The sequence below is a fragment of the Barrientosiimonas humi genome (assembly GCF_006716095.1).
Classification (GTDB): Bacteria; Actinomycetota; Actinomycetes; order Actinomycetales; family Dermatophilaceae; genus Barrientosiimonas; species Barrientosiimonas humi.
The window spans coordinates 2,884,193-2,901,875 of record NZ_VFOK01000001.1 but is presented as its reverse complement, the minus strand read 5'-3'; the positions used below and the strand labels follow the sequence as shown (position 1 = coordinate 2,901,875).

At 73.2% G+C, this 17,683-nt stretch carries 14 protein-coding genes; 4 read left to right on the top strand and 10 right to left on the bottom strand.

The features are described from left to right. The first annotated feature begins 15 nt into the window (after positions 1-15). Entirely contained in the window at positions 16-1,668 is a 1,653-nt protein-coding gene (locus FB554_RS13550) for an ABC transporter permease (RefSeq protein WP_236022405.1), read from the top strand. Then, a complete protein-coding gene (locus tag FB554_RS13545) occupies positions 1,668-2,684 on the top strand; it encodes an ABC transporter ATP-binding protein (RefSeq protein ID WP_142006897.1) in 1,017 nt (338 codons plus the stop codon). Before FB554_RS13550 ends, FB554_RS13545 begins: the two co-directional genes overlap by 1 nt. 6 nt (positions 2,685-2,690) lie before the next feature. Here FB554_RS13545 and FB554_RS13540 read toward each other — a convergent pair whose 3' ends face one another. The 3 genes from FB554_RS13540 to FB554_RS13530 all read right to left on the bottom strand — a co-directional run bounded on the left by FB554_RS13540 (position 2,691) and on the right by FB554_RS13530 (position 7,677). Then, on the bottom strand, positions 2,691-4,739 hold the full coding sequence (locus tag FB554_RS13540; RefSeq protein ID WP_142006895.1) for an acyltransferase family protein: 2,049 nt from the start codon (positions 4,737-4,739) through the stop codon (positions 2,691-2,693). A gap of 288 nt (positions 4,740-5,027) precedes the next feature. Continuing rightward, on the bottom strand, positions 5,028-6,689 hold the full coding sequence (locus FB554_RS13535) for a substrate-binding domain-containing protein (RefSeq protein ID WP_142006893.1): 1,662 nt from the start codon (positions 6,687-6,689) through the stop codon (positions 5,028-5,030). Between the two features lie 208 nt (positions 6,690-6,897). Beyond that, a complete protein-coding gene (locus FB554_RS13530; RefSeq protein WP_170206886.1) occupies positions 6,898-7,677 on the bottom strand; it encodes a glycerophosphodiester phosphodiesterase family protein in 780 nt (259 codons plus the stop codon). 207 nt (positions 7,678-7,884) lie between these two features. Between FB554_RS13530 and FB554_RS13525 the strand changes: the two genes are divergently transcribed. Beyond that, the gene (locus FB554_RS13525) at positions 7,885-10,038 is read left to right on the top strand and encodes a bifunctional metallophosphatase/5'-nucleotidase (protein WP_236022404.1); all 2,154 of its coding nucleotides are present in this window, start codon (positions 7,885-7,887) and stop codon (positions 10,036-10,038) included. A 66-nt stretch (positions 10,039-10,104) separates the two neighbouring features. On the opposite strand, the gene FB554_RS13520 is transcribed toward FB554_RS13525, so the two are convergent. Beyond that, positions 10,105-10,944 carry a thioesterase family protein gene (locus FB554_RS13520; RefSeq protein WP_142006886.1) on the bottom strand — a complete coding sequence of 280 codons (840 nt, stop codon included), beginning with the start codon at positions 10,942-10,944 and terminating at the stop codon, positions 10,105-10,107. A 180-nt stretch (positions 10,945-11,124) separates the two neighbouring features. Between FB554_RS13520 and FB554_RS13515 the strand changes: the two genes are divergently transcribed. Next, positions 11,125-11,442 (top strand): EthD family reductase, encoded by a 318-nt coding sequence (locus FB554_RS13515; RefSeq protein ID WP_142006884.1) that lies wholly within the window; start codon positions 11,125-11,127, stop codon positions 11,440-11,442. A 3-nt stretch (positions 11,443-11,445) separates the two neighbouring features. On the opposite strand, the gene FB554_RS13510 is transcribed toward FB554_RS13515, so the two are convergent. The 6 genes from FB554_RS13510 to FB554_RS13485 all read right to left on the bottom strand — a co-directional run bounded on the left by FB554_RS13510 (position 11,446) and on the right by FB554_RS13485 (position 17,683). Next, entirely contained in the window at positions 11,446-12,879 is a 1,434-nt protein-coding gene (locus FB554_RS13510) for an aldehyde dehydrogenase family protein (protein ID WP_142006882.1), read from the bottom strand. Positions 12,880-12,930: 51 nt separating this feature from the next. Next, positions 12,931-13,734, bottom strand: coding sequence for an enoyl-CoA hydratase-related protein (locus tag FB554_RS13505; protein WP_217925249.1), 804 nt, complete (start codon positions 13,732-13,734; stop codon positions 12,931-12,933). A 32-nt stretch (positions 13,735-13,766) separates the two neighbouring features. Beyond that, positions 13,767-14,498 (bottom strand): VIT1/CCC1 transporter family protein, encoded by a 732-nt coding sequence (locus FB554_RS13500; RefSeq protein WP_142006881.1) that lies wholly within the window; start codon positions 14,496-14,498, stop codon positions 13,767-13,769. Further along, on the bottom strand, positions 14,495-15,460 hold the full coding sequence (locus FB554_RS13495; RefSeq protein WP_142006879.1) for a threo-3-hydroxy-L-aspartate ammonia-lyase: 966 nt from the start codon (positions 15,458-15,460) through the stop codon (positions 14,495-14,497). Before FB554_RS13495 ends, FB554_RS13500 begins: the two co-directional genes overlap by 4 nt. Before the next feature lie 127 nt (positions 15,461-15,587). Further along, on the bottom strand, positions 15,588-16,865 hold the full coding sequence (locus tag FB554_RS13490) for an ABC transporter ATP-binding protein (protein WP_211344608.1): 1,278 nt from the start codon (positions 16,863-16,865) through the stop codon (positions 15,588-15,590). Beyond that, the gene (locus FB554_RS13485) at positions 16,862-17,683 is read right to left on the bottom strand and encodes an ABC transporter permease (RefSeq protein WP_236022403.1); all 822 of its coding nucleotides are present in this window, start codon (positions 17,681-17,683) and stop codon (positions 16,862-16,864) included. The genes FB554_RS13490 and FB554_RS13485 overlap by 4 nt, the downstream gene beginning before the upstream one ends.

Genomic DNA, 17,683 nt, shown 5'->3' with positions numbered 1-17,683 from the left:
CCCGGAAGCGACCCCGTGACCTCCCGCCGGGTCGGGCGCGCGGCGCTCGTCGTGGCCGCCCTGGTGCCGCTGGCCTTCCTCGCGATCTTCTTCGTGGTGCCGGTCAGCGGCATGGCGCTGCGCGGGCTGCGGCCCGAGGGGCAGTGGGCGCTCGGCTCGGCGCTGGAGGTGCTGGGGCGGGGCCGCACCCAGCGCGTCCTGTGGTTCACGGTGTGGCTGGCGGGGCTCGGCACGGCGGTGACGGTGCTGCTCGGGGTGCCGATGGCGTACGTCTTGCACCGGTTGTCCTTCCGCGGCCAGCGGGTGCTCCGCGCGCTCGTGGTGATGCCGTTCGTGCTGCCGACCGTGGTGGTGGGTGTCGCGTTCCGCACGCTGCTCGCGCCGTCGGGGCCGCTGGGGTTCCTCGGTCTCGACGGGTCGTGGGTGGCGATCCTGCTGGCCCTGATCTTCTTCAACCTCGCGGTGGTGGTGCGCACCGTCGGCGGCATGTGGGAGAGCCTCGACCCGCGCGCCGAGGAAGCCGCGGCGGCGCTCGGCGCCAGCCCGGCGCAGGTCTTCCGCACGGTCACCCTGCCGGCGCTGCTGCCGTCGATCCTGAGCGCCACGAGCGTCGTGTTCCTTTTCTGCTCAACGGCTTTCGGCGTCGTGCTGGTGCTGGGCGGGCTGCGCTACAGCACGATCGAGACCGAGATCTACCTGCTCACCGCGAACTTCCTCGACCTGCAGGCGGCGGCCGTGCTCAGCCTGCTGCAGCTGGTGGCGGTGCTGGCCCTGCTCGGCCTGACCGAGGCCGCCCGCACCCGCCGCGAGCGCGTGCTCTCGCGGGTCGCGCGCACCGGCTCGCCTCGTCGCCCGGCGCGGGCGGACGCGCTGCCGGTCGCTCTCACGGTGGCGGCGGTCGCCTTCCTGCTCACCCCGATCCTCACCCTGGTGGTGCGCTCGCTGCGCATCGACGGGGCGTGGTCGCTGCACAACTACCGCCAGCTCGCGGCGCCCGAGGCGACCGACGCGCTGCTCGTGCCGGTCACCCAGGCGATGGCGAACTCGTGGCGCACGGCCATCGACGCCACGCTGCTCGCGATGCTGCTCGGGGTGCTCGTGGCGGTCGTCGTCTCGCGGCGGCCGGCGACGCCGCGCGGTCGACGGGCGCTGGGGGCGCTCGACGCGACGTTCATGCTGCCGCTCGGGATCTCCGCGGTCACCGTCGGATTCGGCTTCCTCATCACCCTCGACCGGCCGCCGCTCGACCTGCGCAGCTCGCCGGTGCTGGTGCCGATCGCGCAGGCGATGGTGGCGCTGCCGCTGGTGGTGCGCACGCTCGCGCCGGTGCTGCGCTCGCTCGACCCGCGCCAGCGCGAGGCGGCGGCCTCGCTCGGTGCCGGCCCGGTGCGCGCGTGGCTGAGCGTCGACCTGCCGGTCGTGTGGCGCCCGCTGCTCGCGGCGACCGGGTTCGCGATGGCGGTGTCGCTGGGGGAGTTCGGCGCGACGAGCTTCCTCGCGCGGCCGGAGCGGCCGACGCTCCCGGTGGTGATCTACACACTGATCGGGCGCCCCGGCGGCGACAACTTCGGCATGGCGCTGGCCGCGTCGGTGCTGCTCGCGCTCGTGACGGTGGTCATCATGGGCGTCGTGGAGCGGCTGCGCGTGGGCTCGTTGGGGAGCTTCTGATGAGCGACGTGGACGGGTCGTCGGCGCGGCCGGGGGCCTCGCTGCAGGTCGACGGCGTGACCGTGCGCTTCGAGCGCACCGCGGCCGTCGACGACGTGTCGCTGCAGCTGGAGCCGGGGCGGGTGCTCGCCGTGCTCGGCCCGTCGGGCAGCGGCAAGTCGACCCTGCTGCGGGTGGTGGCCGGGCTGCAACGGCCCGACTCCGGCCGGGTGATCATCGGCGGCGACGACGTCACCGACGTGCCGACCCACCGTCGCCGCGTGGCGCTGATGTTCCAGGACGGGCAGCTCTTCCCGCACCAGGACGTCGCCGGCAACGTCGCGTACGCCCTTCGGCGCCAAGGCCTTTCGCGCGCCGAGGCCGCCGGCCGGGTGGGGGAGCTGCTGGAGCTGGTCGGGCTGCCGGGGATGGAGCGGCGCCGCCCCGGCACGCTGTCCGGCGGCCAGCAGCAGCGGGTCGCGCTGGCCCGGGCGCTCGCGGCGAGGCCGCGGCTGCTGCTGCTCGACGAGCCGCTGTCGGCGCTCGATCGCGCGCTGCGCGACCGGCTCGGCGCCGACCTGCGGCAGATCCTCACCACCTCGGGCACGACCGCGATGCTCGTGACGCACGACCACGACGAGGCCTTCACCCTGGCCGACCGGATGGCGGTGATGAGCGACGGCCGGATCGTCCAGGAGGGCCCGACGGCGGACGTCTGGCGCGCACCGGCCGACGAGCAGATCGCCGAGTTCCTCGGGTTCTCGACGGTGCTCGAGGGCGAGGCTGCGGCGAGGCTGGTCCCGGGCGTGGCCCGGCTGGCGCTGCGGCCGCAGGCGTTGCGCCGCGCCGACGACGGCGAGCACCGGGCCACCGTGCTGGGCGCCGCGCTGGGGGCAGACGTCGTGCGGCTGCGGGTCCGGCTGGCCGACGGGGTCGAGGCCGACGCCGTCGCCGAGCTCGGCGAGCCGCTGCCGGAGCCCGGCGAGAGCGTACGTCTGCGGCTGGTTCCGGCCGCCGCCGCACCGCTCCCCGGGTGACCCGGGCTACTGCGCCGCGTCGCGGAGCTTGCTGGCCAGCTGCGGACCCCAGGAGGCGGCGAACGTCTTGCTCACGTGAGCCCGGTTGAAGTAGACGGGGACGTTGCCGATGACGGCGGGGCACTGCCCGTCGGTGCAGAAGTCGTCCTGCACGGGGACGAACGTGACGCCCTGCTGACCCTCGGACGCTGCGCGCAGCGACTGGTACTCGGGATAGGCCGTGCGGGTGCTCCAGGTGCAGCTGCGGGGGTCTTCGAGCCCGGCCTGCGCGAGGCACTCGGCAGGCTTGTTCTCGAGCTGGGGGACGTCCTGCAGCACGATGACCTGCTTGCCCTCCCGCGTGAACCGCGACCAGGCGTCGCGCAGGCCCTGCTCGACCTGCTGTCGTTCCTCGTGGGTCGAGCCGAACTTGTCGGACTCGTTGCGGGTCACCACGACGACGTCGATGTCGGGGTCGGAGGCGACCTGGTCGACCACCGTGGTGCGCCAGGTGCGGCATTCGCTCGGGTCGCGGCCGAGGGGCAGGTTGCTCGTCGAGACGTAGCAGCCCTCCTTGCCGGCCACGTCGAACTTCCAGCCGAGCGACTTGGCAGCGCGTGCGTACGCCGGGATCAAGGAGTTGTTGTGCGAGTCGCCGATCGCGATCGCCCGCTTGGCCGGCCGCGCGGGGTCGTTGAGGGTGCACCGGCGCACGGCGACCTCACCCGCACGGGCCCAGCACTCGTCACGGTTGCCGTCGTCGTCGGGCAGCAGCGCCAGGCTCGGGGTGAGGCGACCGGAGCTGGGGCAGTCGGTCCGGCCGAGCGCGGGGGCGCCGAGGCAGGGATCGGAGCCGGTCATCGCCTGCTGGACCTGGTCGGCCGACTGCCGCTCGCGCATCTGCAGGACGCCGAAGCTGCCCATGGAGACGACGAGCACCCCGGCGATCCCGGCGGCGACCGCTGCACCGCTGCGGGTGCGCCACCGGGCGAAGCCGCGCGCGCGGAAGGGCGTCTCCACGAACCGCATGCTCAGCCAGCCGACGGCGATCGACAGCACGAGGATGCCGAGGCGGGGCAGGAAGCCGAGCTCGCGCCCGAGCGCGTAGGGCGCGATGACGAACAGCGGCCAGTGCCACAGGTAGATGGAGTACGACGCGTCGCCGATCAGCTGGACCGGCCGGGTGTTCGTGACGGTGTCGAAGACTCGGTCGTGGCGCAGGGTGATCAGCGCGAGCACGGCGCCCACGGTGGGGAGCAGCGCCGCGTAACCGGGGAAGGCGGTCTGTCCGCTGAACGTCATGGCCGAGACGACGATCGCGCCGATGCCGACCCAGGCGACGGCCGGGCTGATGCGCGCGAGGTGGCGAGGGCGTACGAACGAGGCCAGGGCCCCGATGCCGAACTCCCACGCGCGGGTGGTGGTGACGAAGTAGGCCGCGGCGGAGTTGGTGGCGGTGAGCTGGATCGACCACCACAGCGAGGCGCCGGTGATCGCGACGAGCGCGGCGAAGAAGGCCGTGCGCCAGCGCGTCTTCGCGAGGGCGAGCACGGCCACGAACACGACCGGCAGGACGAGGTAGAACTGCTCCTCGATCGACAGCGACCAGAAGTGCTGGAAGGCGGTCGGGCTGTCGCTGGAGGCGAGGTAGTCGGTCGAGCTCGCCGACAGCACCCAGTTCTGCACGTAGAACCCGGAGGCGAGGGCCTGCTGGGCGTGGCGGCGCCACTGGTCCTCGCCGACGAACGCGAGCACGCCGGCCATCGTGACCACGATGACGAGCAGCGACGCGGGGAGCAGCCGGAAAGCGCGGCGGGTCCAGAACTGCAGGAGCGAGACGCCACCCTTGCGCTCGGCGTCGCGCAGCAGGTGCCCGGTGATGAGGAACCCGGAGATGACGAAGAAGACGTCGACGCCGACGAATCCGCCGGTCAGCTCACCCGGCCACAGGTGGTAGACCACGACCAGCATGACGGCCAGCGCACGCAGCGCCTGGATGTCGGTGCGCATCCCTGAAGCACCCGCCCGCTTGTCGGGAGGATTGCGGTCGAGGCGCTGGAGGGTGGGTGTGGACACCCGGAGAGGGTAGATGCCCAAGTTGGGCGGGCCGGGGAGGGTGGCTCCCGCGCCGCCCAAGCTGGCCGAGCAGGCCGCGAGGGACGAGCGGCCGTATCGAGGCCCGGTCACCCAAGGTGGTCGAGTAGGCCGCGAGGGGCGAGCGGGCCGTATCGAGACCCGCTGCCCGTGAGTGTGCGCAAGTGGCCCCTTCCAGCGCCGCCGCGTGGGCGTGTTGCGCACACTCACGGCCGGTTCGGCCGTCGGCGCGGTAGGAATGGGTGCAGCTTCGAGTGATCGCCGCCTCACCTACCCCTCCCTGCTCTCCACCGCCTTCAAGAAGATCCCCACCATGTCGTCGGGGTTCTCGGCGACCTGAGCCGAGCCACCGGTGGCCTGGGCGATCTTGCGCATCGCGTCGAGGTTGGTGCTCGGACCCACGCCGACGAGCACGACGGACACCGGCTTGCCGTTGCCCTGCAGCCGGCGCAGCTCGCCGAGCAGCCCGTCCAGCGAGATGCCGCCGGTGGTGTCCTCGTTGGCGCCGTCGGTGACCACGACCACCGAGTTCTCCCGGCCGGGGTTGTAGTTGCGCTGCGCCTCGCGATAGGCCGCGAGCACGGTGTCGTACAGGCCCGTGTCCCCGCGCACCTCGCTCGGCATCGTGTCCAGCGCGGCGCCCAGCATCGAGGCCTGGCTGCTGCCGCCGATGGTGGAGTCGAGCCGCCGCATCGGCAGCACCTCGCGATAGTCACGCTTGCCCTGCTGCGCGGTGGAGAACACCCACAGCCCCATCTCGGTCGACTGCGGCAGCGTCTGCAGACCCACCGCGCCGGCCTTGCGCGCGAGGTTGATCCGGCTGTCGCCCTTGGGCGCCTTGCGCAGCATCGACCCGCTCACGTCGAGCACGACCAGCATCCGGCTCTCCCGGGCCGCCTTGTTCCACGCCGTGAGCAGCGCCGACAGGTCCTGCGCCGACGGATCGGGAGTGCTCGACGGCAGGCTCACCGGCGCACCCTGCACGGTCGGCGTCGTCTCACCCTGCACCCGAAAACCGCTGTTGCGCATGATGGTTCGCGCGAGCGGGCTCGTCACCAGCTTCGTGAACCGCTCGTACGCCGCGTCGTCGCCACCCGGGCTCCCAGGGATGCGCAGCACCGGGTAGCGCAGCTGCGCCACCCCCTCCTTCGGCACCACGACCGACAGCTTCGACCCCGTGTGCTCGGTGTTGTACGCCGCCACCGCCTGCTCGCTCGTCGGGAACGCCCGCGCCTTCTTCGGGTCGTCCGCATCGGTGAGCATCGTGCTGCTCGCGTTGTCGGAGTGACTCATCTTGACCACGAGGCCGGTGAGCTGCTGGCGCCCGGCCGCGCTCCCGCCGTACGACTCCGCCACCCCCTTCAACGACATCAGGGCAGGCGTGTCGTCGGCCGGGTTGTCCATGCCGAACCGGCCGCCGGTGCGTTCCAGGATCGTCTTCCACGGCTGGGTGCCGGAGACGTTCGCCCCGCGCAGCGACTGCGGCACGGCGACCACGGTCGGGCTGGTCGCGATCGTCGGCCCTTGCTGCAGCCCCGACAGACCCGACTCGCGCGCCCACAGCGGACTGTCGGGCACCCACACCGCCGGCCGCAGCGGGTCGTTGCCGTGCACGGCGTTGGCCACGGCGAGCGGGGTGGCGGTGTCGACGACGAACCGTACGCAGTCGGTCGAGTTGCCCTGACTGACCAGCGCCCCGAGGGGCACCCGCATCTCGTTGGTGGTCGCGATGCGCAGCGGGCTCTCCGGGCAGTCCTCGGACTGCTCGCCCGCGACCGGCTGCTCGTCGCCGTCGGCCGCGCGCCACGCCCAGACCCCGCCGCCGACCAGCGCGGTGACCAGCGCCAGCGCCACCGCCCACGACAGGAAGCGGCCCTGCCCGGGCAGCGCGTGGCGGCCGCGGCGCGGCTCGGGAGCTGAGTGTCGACCCACGAGCCGGGATGCTAGGCGAGATCGCAGAACGGCGTTCTCGAACGCGGAAGGCTTGGCGAAGTGCGAGACGGCGTCGTCTTCGGGTAGGTCTCGATACGCCGGCTCGTTCCTCGCCGGCTACTCGACCAGCTTGGGGGCTACTCGACCAGCGTGAGTGGTCTCGATACGCCGGCTCGTTCCTCGCCGGCTACTCGACCAGCGTGGGGGACTACTCGACCAGCTTGGGGGTGCCCATGGGGGACCAGCGGTTCTCGCCGATCAGCACCTCGCGGGCCAGGTCGGGGCGGTCGGTGATGATCGACGGCACCCCCTGACGCACCAGGCGCCGCTGCAGGTCGGGCCGGTCGATCGTCCAGGCGCGCAGCACCAGCCCGAGGTCGGCGCACTGCTCCACCAGCCGCACCGCGACCCGCTCGTCGGCGAGCCAGCGCACGCCGTTCAGCCGCCACGGCACGTGCGCGGCGTACGCCCGCCCCGCCAGCCGCCGCGGGCGCACCCCGCGACGGGCCGACCACATGAGTGTCGACAGGCCCCGCCAGCCCAGCGCCGGACGTACGCCCGGGCAGCGCTCGACCACCGCGGACAGCCAGTGGTCCCAGCCCCCGGCCACCCACACCCGGTCGGCGCTGCGCGTCGCCTGGATCGCCGCGACGAGCGGCCCGACCACCCGGGCCTCCTTGACGTCGACGAGCAGCTCGACGTCGTCATGCGCCCTCAGCAGCTCGTCCATGCGCAGCACCTGACCGCCGAGGTCGGCGAAGCTGCGGTCGCGCACCGCCCCGCGCAGCGTGGTCGTGCGGTCGAGGGTCGCGTCGTGATGCGCGACGGCGACGCCGTCGGCGGTCGCGCGCGCGTCGGTCTCCAGGACCCGCACCCCGAGGGCGTGCGAGGTCGCGAAGGTCGCCAGCTGGTTCTCCGGGCCGAGCCCTGCGCCGCCGCGATGCGCGACGACGCTGACGTCACCCGGTCGTGCGGTCCCGAGTTCCACACCTGCCACGGTGAGGGCCGCGAACGCCCTGCGCCCCGCATCGCCGTGAACGCTCCATGGCGCGTGCATGACTTTTGCCTCGCTGCGCCCCAAGCCCCCGCGGGCGCGGGCATATTGGCTCCTGCGGGTCCGCGCCGTCTGCTTCCGCACGCCCGGCACCCCCTGGGACCCGCAGCTGACGAAGGAGACAGCCCCATGAGGCGAGCGATGCCTGGTCGGATCGCCGCGGTCGGAGGAGTCCTGGCGCTCGCCATGGCGACCACCACCCCCGCGCAGGCCGCGACCAACGTGGGCGGTGGGTCGATCGACCCGTCGCTGACGAAACTGACCCTGCTCAACATCAACGACTACCACGGTCACTTCACCAAGGACTTCGCCTGCACCGTCACCACGGCGCAGCGGGAGAACCCCGGGGCGACGTTCGTCGCGGCCGGCGACAACATCGGCGGCACGCCGTTCGAGTCGGCCTCGCAGAACGACGAACCGGCGATCGACTTCCTGAACTCCCTTGACCTGCAAGCGTCTTCGGTGGGCAACCACGAGTTCGACAAGGGCTTCTCCGACCTCACCGGCCGCGTCGCGGACCGGGCGAGCTGGACGTACCTCGGCGCGAACGTCTATCGCAAGGGCACGCAGACGCCCGCGCTCCCGGAGTACACGATCGTCGAGCAGAACGGCGTGAAGATCGGCGTCGTCGGCGCGGTCACCAAGGACGTCCCGTCGCTCGTCGCGGCCGACGGCATCAGCGGCCTCGACTTCGGCGACCCGTCCACCGCGGTCAACCGGGTGGCCGACCAGCTGACCGACGGCAACGCCGGCAACGGCGAGGCCGACGTCGTCGTCGCGGCCTACCACGAAGGCTCCCCGGTCGGCGGCGAGGGCGCGACCCTGCAGGAGGGCGTCGCCGGCAGCGACGAGTTCGGCAAGATCGTCAACAACACCTCGCCGAAGGTCGCCGCGATCATCACCGGCCACACCCACATGGACTACACCTGGGACGGCCCGGTGCCCGGCGACGGCACCCGCCCGGTGATCCAGACCGGCTACTACGCGAACAACCTCGGCGAGCTGACGCTCGGCTACGACCCGGAGACCAAGAAGGTCACGCAGTACCAGATGGGGCTGCGCCCGGTGACCGAGCCGACCGCCGCGTGCGAGGCCGACCCGCGCTACCGCGCGAGCGCGCAGATCGTCGACTCCGCCAACAAGAAGGCCGCCGAGATCGGGGCGCGCCAGATCGGCGAGCAGACCGGCGACATCACCACCGCGTTCAGCCCCGACGGGCAGCGCGACGACCGCATGCGCGAGTCGACGCTGAGCAACATGATCGCCCAGAGCTACCTCGAGTCGATCAACAAGCCGGGCCGTCCCGGCGGCGTCGACATCGGCGTCATGAACCCCGGCGGGGTGCGCTCGGACCTGATCAACGACGACGGCAAGATCACGTACGCCGACGCCGCCTCGATCATGCCGTTCAACAACACCGTGGTCACCAAGGAGCTCACCGGGGCCCAGTTCCTGAAGGTGCTCGAGCAGCAGTGGCAGCCGGCCGGCTCGTCGCGGCCGTTCCTGAAGCTGGGGCTGTCCGAGAACGTCACCTACACCTACGACCCGACGGCCGCGGAGGGCTCGCGGGTGACCACGGTGATGGTCGACGGCGAGGAGCTCGACCCGGCGAAGACGTACACCGTCGCGTCGAACTCGTTCCTGCTCGGCGGCGGCGACAACTTCACCGCGTTCGGCGAGGGCACCAACACCCGCGACTCCGGCCTGATCGACCAGTCGCTGTTCGTGGAGTGGATCCGCGAGAACAGCCCGCTGTCGCCGTCGTTCAAGAAGGGCGCGGTCGCGGTGCAGGACCAGCCGACGCAGGTCGCGGCCGGCGAGGAGGTCAGCTTCACCGTCTCCGGCACCGACCTGACCAGCGTGGGGTCGCCGACCAACACCACGCTCACCGCGAAGCTGGGCGACGCGTCGCTCGGCGAGTTCCCGATCACCGCGGGCAAGAGCACCGCACCGCCGTACCCCACGCGCGACGGCTCGGCCGACGTCACGGTCACGATCCCGGCCGGCACGCCGTCGGGTCCCGCGATGCTCACGCTCACCGCGGCGCCGTCGGGCACCACGGTGCAGATCCCGGTCGAGGTGACCGGTGGCGGCGCCGAGCCGACGCCCACCGACCCGGGTGAGCCGACCGATCCTGGTCAGCCTGGCGAGCCGACGGTGACCGGCCCGCCGGTCGAGACCGGGCGCACGGGCGCCGCGGGCCTCGGCAACGCCGGCACCGCCGGCGCCGGCGCGGCCCTGGTGTCGCTGCTGGGTGGCGCCTACCTGGTGCTGCGCCGCCGGATCACCGAGTAACCGCACCCACGCCGGACGAGCAACAAGCCGGTCGAGTAGCTCCGCGCTGCTCGACCGGCTTGTGTGCTACGGCAGGCGCAGCGTGAGGCTCTGGGCGGCAGTGCCGACGGGGCCGTGCACGTCGTTCAGCACCGTCGAGGTCAGACCGACGCCGTCCGGGCCGAACGACACCGACGTGTCCAGCCCCACCCACTCCGGGTCGGGGCGGCGCAGCAGGTGGATAGACAGCTCGACGTTCGGATAACCCATCGTCTTCGGGTGCCGCCGCGTCGCGACGCCGTTGGCCAGGTCGACCAGCGACACGAACCGCGCGAGGTCGCCCACCTCGACGCCCTCGACCAGGTCGACCGGCGTGCGGGTCCACACCTGCCGGCGGCCGTCGCGCCCGCCCGGCGCGGCCAGCCACTCCAGCGACGCCAGGAACTCGCCCTGCCACTGCGCCGCGCCGTCGAACGGCTCGCAGTCCTGCGGCTTGGGCATGGCCGGCAGCTCGATGCCCTCGACCGAGGTGGTGTCGGAGGTCAGCAGCCGCCAGGCGCGCGTCAGCAGCACCGGGCGCGGGCCGATCGTGCCGACCGCCTCGACCAGCTCGATGGTCCGGCCGGGGCGAGCGGTGCGCACCTCGAAGCTGATCTCCTCGCGCGCGATCTGACCGAGGATCTCGAAGCTGAACCGGCAGGCCAGCAGGTCCGCGCGCGGCTCGTGCTGCTCGATCTCGTGCGCCGCCAGCCCCGCCAGCACCGACACGTGCTGCTCGTCCTCCCGCCACGCCCCCTGCGTCAGCGACGTCGGGCGATAGGTGTGGTCCGCGACCGGGACGAAGTACGAGGGCGCTGCGTCCGTTGAGCGCGTCTCCTCCTCCGGGCGTGCTCGCGGGCTCGCTCGCCCGGCATCGTCGACGCACATGTCACGAGGGTACGAGGGCGTACATCTGGACAGGAACAACGGGCGGCCGCCCGCGCCGAGCCGCGGAGTCGCGCGGGCCCCGAATCCTTTGTCCTGTCCATCTGCACGCGGCGGCGGCCCCGCTAGCCTGGGCGGGGTCCTGCCGCCGCCCGGCGCGCCCGTCGCACCCAAGGAGCCCCCGTGATCAAGGTCAGCGTCCTCTACCCGCGCACCGAGGGAGCCCGGTTCGACCACGAGTACTACCGCTCCCGGCACGTGCCGATGGTGGCCGAGCTGGTGGGCTCCGCTGTCACCGCGTGGGGCGTCGAGCGCGGCCTCAACGGCGGTGCGCCGAACGCCCCCGCGGTCTATGAGGCGGCGTGCTGGTTCGAGGTCGAGACCGAGGAGGCCTGGGCGGCGGGCTTCGGTCCCAACGCCGACCAGATCCTCGGCGACATCGCCAACTACACCGACATCACGCCGGTGATGCAGGTCAGCGAGGTCACCGCGACCGGCTGAGCGTCAGCTCTCGGCCGGCGTGTAGCCGATGACCGCCTTGGTCTCCAGGAAGTCGTCGAACGCGGTGTCGCCCCACTCGCGGCCGTTGCCGCTCTGCTTGTAGCCCCCGAACGGCGCGCTCAGGTCGACCTGGGCGCTGTTCAGGTTGACCTGCCCGGCGCGCAGGCGCGACGCGACCGAGCGCACCTGCTCGGTGTCGGAACCGGAGACGTACGCCGCCAGCCCGTAGTCGGTGTCGTTGCCGATGCGCACGGCGTCGTCGACGTCGTCGTACGGCAGGATCGACAGCACCGGCCCGAAGATCTCCTCGCGCGCGATGGTCATGTCGTTGCTCACGTCGGCGAAAACCGTTGGCTTCACGTAATATCCGGCGTCCAACCCGTCGGGGCGGCCGGTGCCGCCGGACACCAGCGTGGCGCCCTCGTCGATGCCCTTCTGGATCAGGTCCTGGATCTTGTTCCACTGCGCCTCGGACACGACCGGCCCCATGCGCGCCTCGCTGTCGGGCGCGCCGACCGTGGTCTTCTCGGCCGCGGCCTGGGCGATCTTCTTGGCCTCCTCCATGCGCGCGGCCGGCACGAGCATGCGGGTGGGCGCGTTGCACGACTGCCCGCTGTTGTGCATGACGCTGGCGACGCCGATCTTCACGCCCTTCTCGAAGGCGTCGTCGTCGAGGATGATGTTCGGGCTCTTGCCGCCGAGCTCCTGGTGCACGCGCTTGACGGTCGGCGCGGCGGTCTTGGCGACCTCGACGCCCGCGCGGGTCGAGCCGGTGATCGAGATCATGTCGACCTGCGGGTGCGCGGCGAGCGCGGCCCCGACGGTCGGCCCGTCGCCGTTCACCAGGTTGAAGACGCCCGCGGGAACGCCTGCGGCGTCGAGGATCTCGGCGAAGATGTACGCCGAGAACGGCGCCACCTCCGACGGCTTCAGCACCATCGTGCACCCGGTCGCCAGGGCCGGCGCGACCTTGGCGGAGAGCTGGTTGAGCGGCCAGTTCCACGGGGTGATGAACGCGCAGACGCCGATCGGCTCGCGCACGATGCGGGTGGTGCCGCGGTCCTCGCTGAAGGCGTAGGAGTCCAGCGCCTTCATCGCGGTCACGAGGTGGCCGAGGCCCATCCCGACCTGCGCGGTCTCGGACAGCTTGGTGGGCGCGCCCATCTCCTCGGTCACGGCGGCGGCGAGGTCGCCACTGCGCTTCTTGTACTCCGCGACGATCGCGGACAGCAGCTCCCGGCGCTCCTTCGGCTCGGTCCGGCCGTACGTCTCGAACGCCGTGCGCGCCGCCTCGACCGCCCGGTCGACGTCGGCCGCCGTGCCCAGCGTGATCCGGCCGGCGACCTGCTCGGTCGCGGGGTTGATCACGTCGAGGGGCGTCCCGTCGGTGGGCTGCACCCACTCGCCACCGATGTAGAACTTGCCGTAGTCGCGCATGGTGTCGCCGCCTCCTGGCTCACGGATCGGGCGCCGACCTCGTCGTCGGCGTCACCCCGAGCATAGGTACGCCCGGCGCCCCTGCGTCAGTCGGTCCAGGAGGGTCTGCGCTTCGAGGAAGGCGCTCATGCCCTCCTTGGCGCCGTCGGTCTGCGAGGCGGCGGCCATCGCCTCGGCGGCGACGGCGTACGCGTCGGACTCGGGCCGGTCGAGCTGGGCGTAGAGCACGCGCTTGCCCCATGCCTTCGAGGCGGCGCTGCCGTGGGTCGCGCGGGCGAGCAGGTCGTCGACCGCCGCGTCGAGCTCGCCCTCGGGGACGACCTGGTTGACCAGGCCCCAGTCGAGCGCGGTCTTCGCGTCGACGACGTCGCCGGTGAGGGCCATCTCCATCAGCCGCTTGCGCCCGATCGCCCGCGCGACCGGCACGGCCGGGGTGTGGCAGAACCAGCCGCCCTTGCCGCCGGGCAGCGCGAAGCCCGCTGTGTCGGCGGCGACGGCGAGGTCGGCGGAGGCCACGAGCTGGCAGCCGGCCGCGGTCGCGAGCGCGTGCACGCGCGCCACCACGACCTGCGGCATCGTGTGCATCCGCTCCATCACCGACTGGCACAGCGCCAGCAGCTCGCGCACCCCGACCATGTCGCGCGCGGCCACGTCGGCGAAGTCGTGCCCCGCGGAGAAGACCGGCCCCTCGGCCTGCAGCACGACGCCGGTCGCGTCGCTCGCGGCCACCTCGTCGAGCGCGGCGAGCAGCCGGCGCAGCGTGTCCTCCGACAGCGAGTTGCGCCTCTTGGGGTTGGTGAGGGTGACGCGGGCGACGGCGCCCTCCCGCGTGACGGTGACGGGACTCTCGGCCATGCGACCAACGTACGCCCGCCGTCGGCCGCCCGTCAGACGCCGACGCCGACCGCGGTGCCGATGGCGTACGTCAGTGCCATGGCGAGCGCGCCGCCCACCATGTTGCGTCGCACCGCGGGGAGGCTGGGGGCCTGGCCGAGGCGGGCGCTGATCCGGCCGGTGAGGGCCAGCGCGACGAGGACCGCGACGAACGTCACCGGCACCCGCCAGGTCGGCCCCGGCAGCAGGATCGCGATCATCGGCAGCAGCGCACCGACGAGAAACGACACGAACGACGCGCCCGCGGCGTGCCACGGGTTGGCCAGCTCGTCGGGGTCGATGCCGAGCTCGATGTCGGCGTGCGCGCGCAGGGCGTCCTTGGCGGTCAGCTGCTCGGCCACCTCGCGGGCGAGCGCGGGCTCGATGCCCTTGTCGACGTAGAGCGCGGTGAGCTCGTCGAGCTCCTCAGCGGGCATCTCGCGCAGCTCGCGGCGCTCCAGGGCGAGCATCGCCTTCTCGCTGTCGCGCTGGGTGCTGACCGAGACGTACTCGCCGACCGCCATGCTCATCGCGCCCGCCACGACGCCCGCGACCCCGGCGATCAGGATGGCCGAGCGGTCGGTGGTGGCACCCGCGACCCCGACCACGATGCCGGCGATCGACACGATGCCGTCGTTGGCGCCGAGCACGCCCGCGCGCAGCCAGTTGAGCCGGGTCGCGAACGCCGCGTCGTGCGGCTCGTGCGGGTGCTGGGCCTGCGGCGGACGGCCCTCCGACCCGCTCATGCCGCACCCCCGACCAGCTCGGCGAAGCGGCCAAGGTCGACGTTCCCGCCGGAGACGATGACGCCGACGCGTCGGCCGGCAAGCTCGTCGCGGTGCTCGGTGAGCCCGGCGAGCCCGAGGGCCGCGGTCGGCTCGGCGACGATCTTCAGCGTGCTCGCGAGGGTGCGCATCGAGGCCACGAGCTGGTCGTCGGTCGCCGTCCAGACCGCGGTCAGCAGCTGGCGCGCGAGGGCGAACGTCACCTCGCCGAGCGCCTGCGTCTGTGCCCCGTCGGCGATGGTGCGCGGGGTGTCGATGCGCACGATCTCGCCGGACTCGAGGGAGCGCCGGGCGTCGTCGCCGGCGGCGGGCTCGACGCCGAAGATCTGCGCGTCGGGCGCCAGAAGCCTTGCGGCCAGCGCAGATCCGGTCACCAACCCGCCGCCACCCATCGGCGCGACGAGCGCGTCGAGCGGTCCGACGTCCTGCAGCAGCTCGAGCGCGGCGGTGCCCTGGCCGGCGACGATGTCGGGGTGGTCGAACGGCGGCACGACGACCGCGCCACGCTCCGCGGCGATCGCCCGGCCGATCTCCTCGCGCGACTCGGTGTGCCGGTCGTACTGCACCACCTCGGCGCCGTAGCCCAGCGTCGCCTCGTGCTTGATCCGTGGCGCGTCGGTGGGCATGACGATGGTGGCCGGCATGTCGAGCAGCCGCGCGGCGAGGGCGACGGCCTGGGCGTGGTTGCCGGAGGAGTAGGCGACGACCCCGGCCCTGCGCTGCTCCGACGTCAGCTGCACCAGCGTGTTGTAGGCGCCGCGGAACTTGAACGCCCCCATCCGCTGGAAGCTCTCGCACTTGAGGAAGACCTGCAGGCCGAGCGCCTCGTCGAGCCGGGTCGAGGTGAGCACGGGCGTGCGGTGCGCGACGCCGTCGAGGCGCTCGGCAGCGGCGAGGACGTCGTCAGGGATCGGCAGGCGCATGAGGCCAGCGTGCCCGCTCGGGCCGGGCCGCCGCGCGCCGGGCCGCGGACCGGCGCCGAGACCGGCTCCCCGGCCGCGAACGGTCGGTATCTGATCGGTTGGCCCGGGAGGACGCATCGGGACGGCTTTACTCTGGGGCGCCTCGTGCGCCAGTCGCGGGTGGGGCGTCCCGTGGGCCAGGCCGGGGGTGGCGCACCACGTGCCCCAGAGTAAGGCCGGCTCCGAGGTCCCCCCGGGCGTCGCCGGCGGCCCGGGCGTGGCCGGCGGCCCGGCTCAGTGCCGCCGGCCACTCCGAGACCGCCGGCGGCGGGGGCTGATCTGCCTGGGCGGTATCGGGGTAGGCCAGCACCTCGGTGGCCTTCGCGGCGAGCCACACCGAGTCGCCGACCTGCAGGCCCAGCTCGGCCACCGCGTCCGGCGTGAGGTCGACGACGGCGGGTGGCTCGCCGCTGGTCGCCAGCCGTACGCGGTCGCCCAGCTGCTCCAGTCCCTCGACCCGCGCCGGCCAGGAGTTGCGCGGGCTGCCCGAGGGGCGCTCGCGGTGCACGCCGATGGCCGCGGGTCGCAGCGTGACGAGCACGTGCTCCCCGTGCAGCGGCTCGTCCTCGGTGGTCGCGACCAGGCGGCCGCCGCCCTCCAGCGCGACCGAACCGGTGTGCGAGTCGTGCTGGCCCGCATAGAGATTCAGGCCGACCAGCCGAGCGACGTACGCCGTCCGCGGCCGCCGCGCGACCTCCACCGGGGAGCCGTCCTGGACCACGCGGCCCTGCTCGATGACCAGCAACCGATCGGCCATCACCATGGCGTCGACCGGGTCGTGGGTCACCATGAGCACTGCGCCGGGGAACTCCGCGAGGTGCTGGCGCAGCGACGAGCGGATCTCGGTGCGCGACCGCGGGTCGAGCGCGGCCAGCGGCTCGTCGAGCAGCAGCAGCTGTGGCTCCGACGCGAGCGCCCGCGCGATCGCGACCCGTTGCGACTGCCCACCGGACAGCTGCCGCGGCTTGCGGTCGGCGAGCTCCTCCAGCGCCAGCCGCCGCACCCACGGGGCGGCCCGCTCGCGCGCCTGCGCCTTGCTCGCGCCGCGCGCCCGCCAGGAGAACCCGACGTTGTCGGTCACGCTGAGGTGGGGGAACAGGCGATAGCTCTGGAAGACCAGGCCCACCTCGCGGCGCTCGGGCGGCACGAGCACGTCGGCCTCGGCGTCGTCGAGCAGCGTGCCGCCGAGCCGGACCTGCCCGGAGCGCAACGGGTTCAGCCCCGCGAGCGTGCGCAGCAGGGTCGACTTGCCGGCGCCGTTGGGGCCGAGCACCGCGACCACCTCGCCGGCCCGCAGCGTCAGATCGATCTCGAGCCGGAAGCTCCCGGCACCGGCCACCCCGCGCAGGCTGCCGACCTCGCTCACGCGTCGCTCCCGTGCGGCCACCAGCGCTCGCGCAGCCCGACGAGCACCAGCAGGCAGACCGTCAGCAGCACCAGCGACAGCGCCACCGCCGCGTCGGGGTCGGTCTGCAGCGCGAGGTAGGCCGCGAGTGGCATGGTCTGCGTCGTCCCCGGGAAGCTGCCGGCGAAGGTGATCGTCGCGCCGAACTCGCCCAGCGCCCGCGCCCAGCACAGCACCGCCCCGGCGACCAGCGCGGGCAGCACGTGCGGCAGCGTGACCAGCCGGAACGCTCGCGCACGCGAGGCGCCCAGCGTCGCGGCGGCCTCCTCCAGGTCCTCACCAGCCGCCCGCAGCGCCCCCTCGACGCTCACCACGAGGAACGGCATCGCCACGAACGTCTCGGCCACGATCACCCCGGTCGTCGTGAACGGCAGGCTCACCCCGAACCACTGGTCCAGCCACCGCCCGACCACGCCCTCGCGCCCGAACGCCAGCAGCAGCGCGATGCCGCCCACGACCGGCGGCAGCACCAGCGGCACCGTCACCAGCGCGCGCAGCAGCGGGATGCCCCGGGCCTGCGAACGCGCCAGCACCCACGCCAGCGGCACCCCCAGCACCAGCGAGATGGCGGTCGCCGCGGTCGCGCACAGCAGCGACAGACGCAGCGCCGTGCGCACCTCGGGCTGGGCCAGCAGCCGCGGCAGGTCGGTCCACGGCGCCCGCAGCAGCATCGCGAGCAGCGGGAGCAGGAGCAGCAGGGTGGCCAGCAGCGCCGGCACCCCCAGGGGCCAGGGCGCTCTCGACCGCGCCCGGCGAGGGCGTACGTCGGGGAGGCTCAC

Bases quoted from the DNA above. Each gene is read 5' to 3' on its own strand.
- FB554_RS13545 (WP_142006897.1), top strand. From the start codon at position 1,668: ATGAGCGACGTGGACGGGTCGTCGGCGCGGCCGGGGGCCTCGCTGCAG.
- FB554_RS13525 (WP_236022404.1), top strand. From the start codon at position 7,885: ATGCCTGGTCGGATCGCCGCGGTCGGAGGAGTCCTGGCGCTCGCCATG.
- FB554_RS13520 (WP_142006886.1), bottom strand. From the start codon at position 10,944: ATGTGCGTCGACGATGCCGGGCGAGCGAGCCCGCGAGCACGCCCGGAG.
- FB554_RS13510 (WP_142006882.1), bottom strand. From the start codon at position 12,879: ATGCGCGACTACGGCAAGTTCTACATCGGTGGCGAGTGGGTGCAGCCC.
- FB554_RS13505 (WP_217925249.1), bottom strand. From the start codon at position 13,734: ATGGCCGAGAGTCCCGTCACCGTCACGCGGGAGGGCGCCGTCGCCCGC.
- FB554_RS13500 (WP_142006881.1), bottom strand. From the start codon at position 14,498: ATGAGCGGGTCGGAGGGCCGTCCGCCGCAGGCCCAGCACCCGCACGAG.
- FB554_RS13495 (WP_142006879.1), bottom strand. From the start codon at position 15,460: ATGCGCCTGCCGATCCCTGACGACGTCCTCGCCGCTGCCGAGCGCCTC.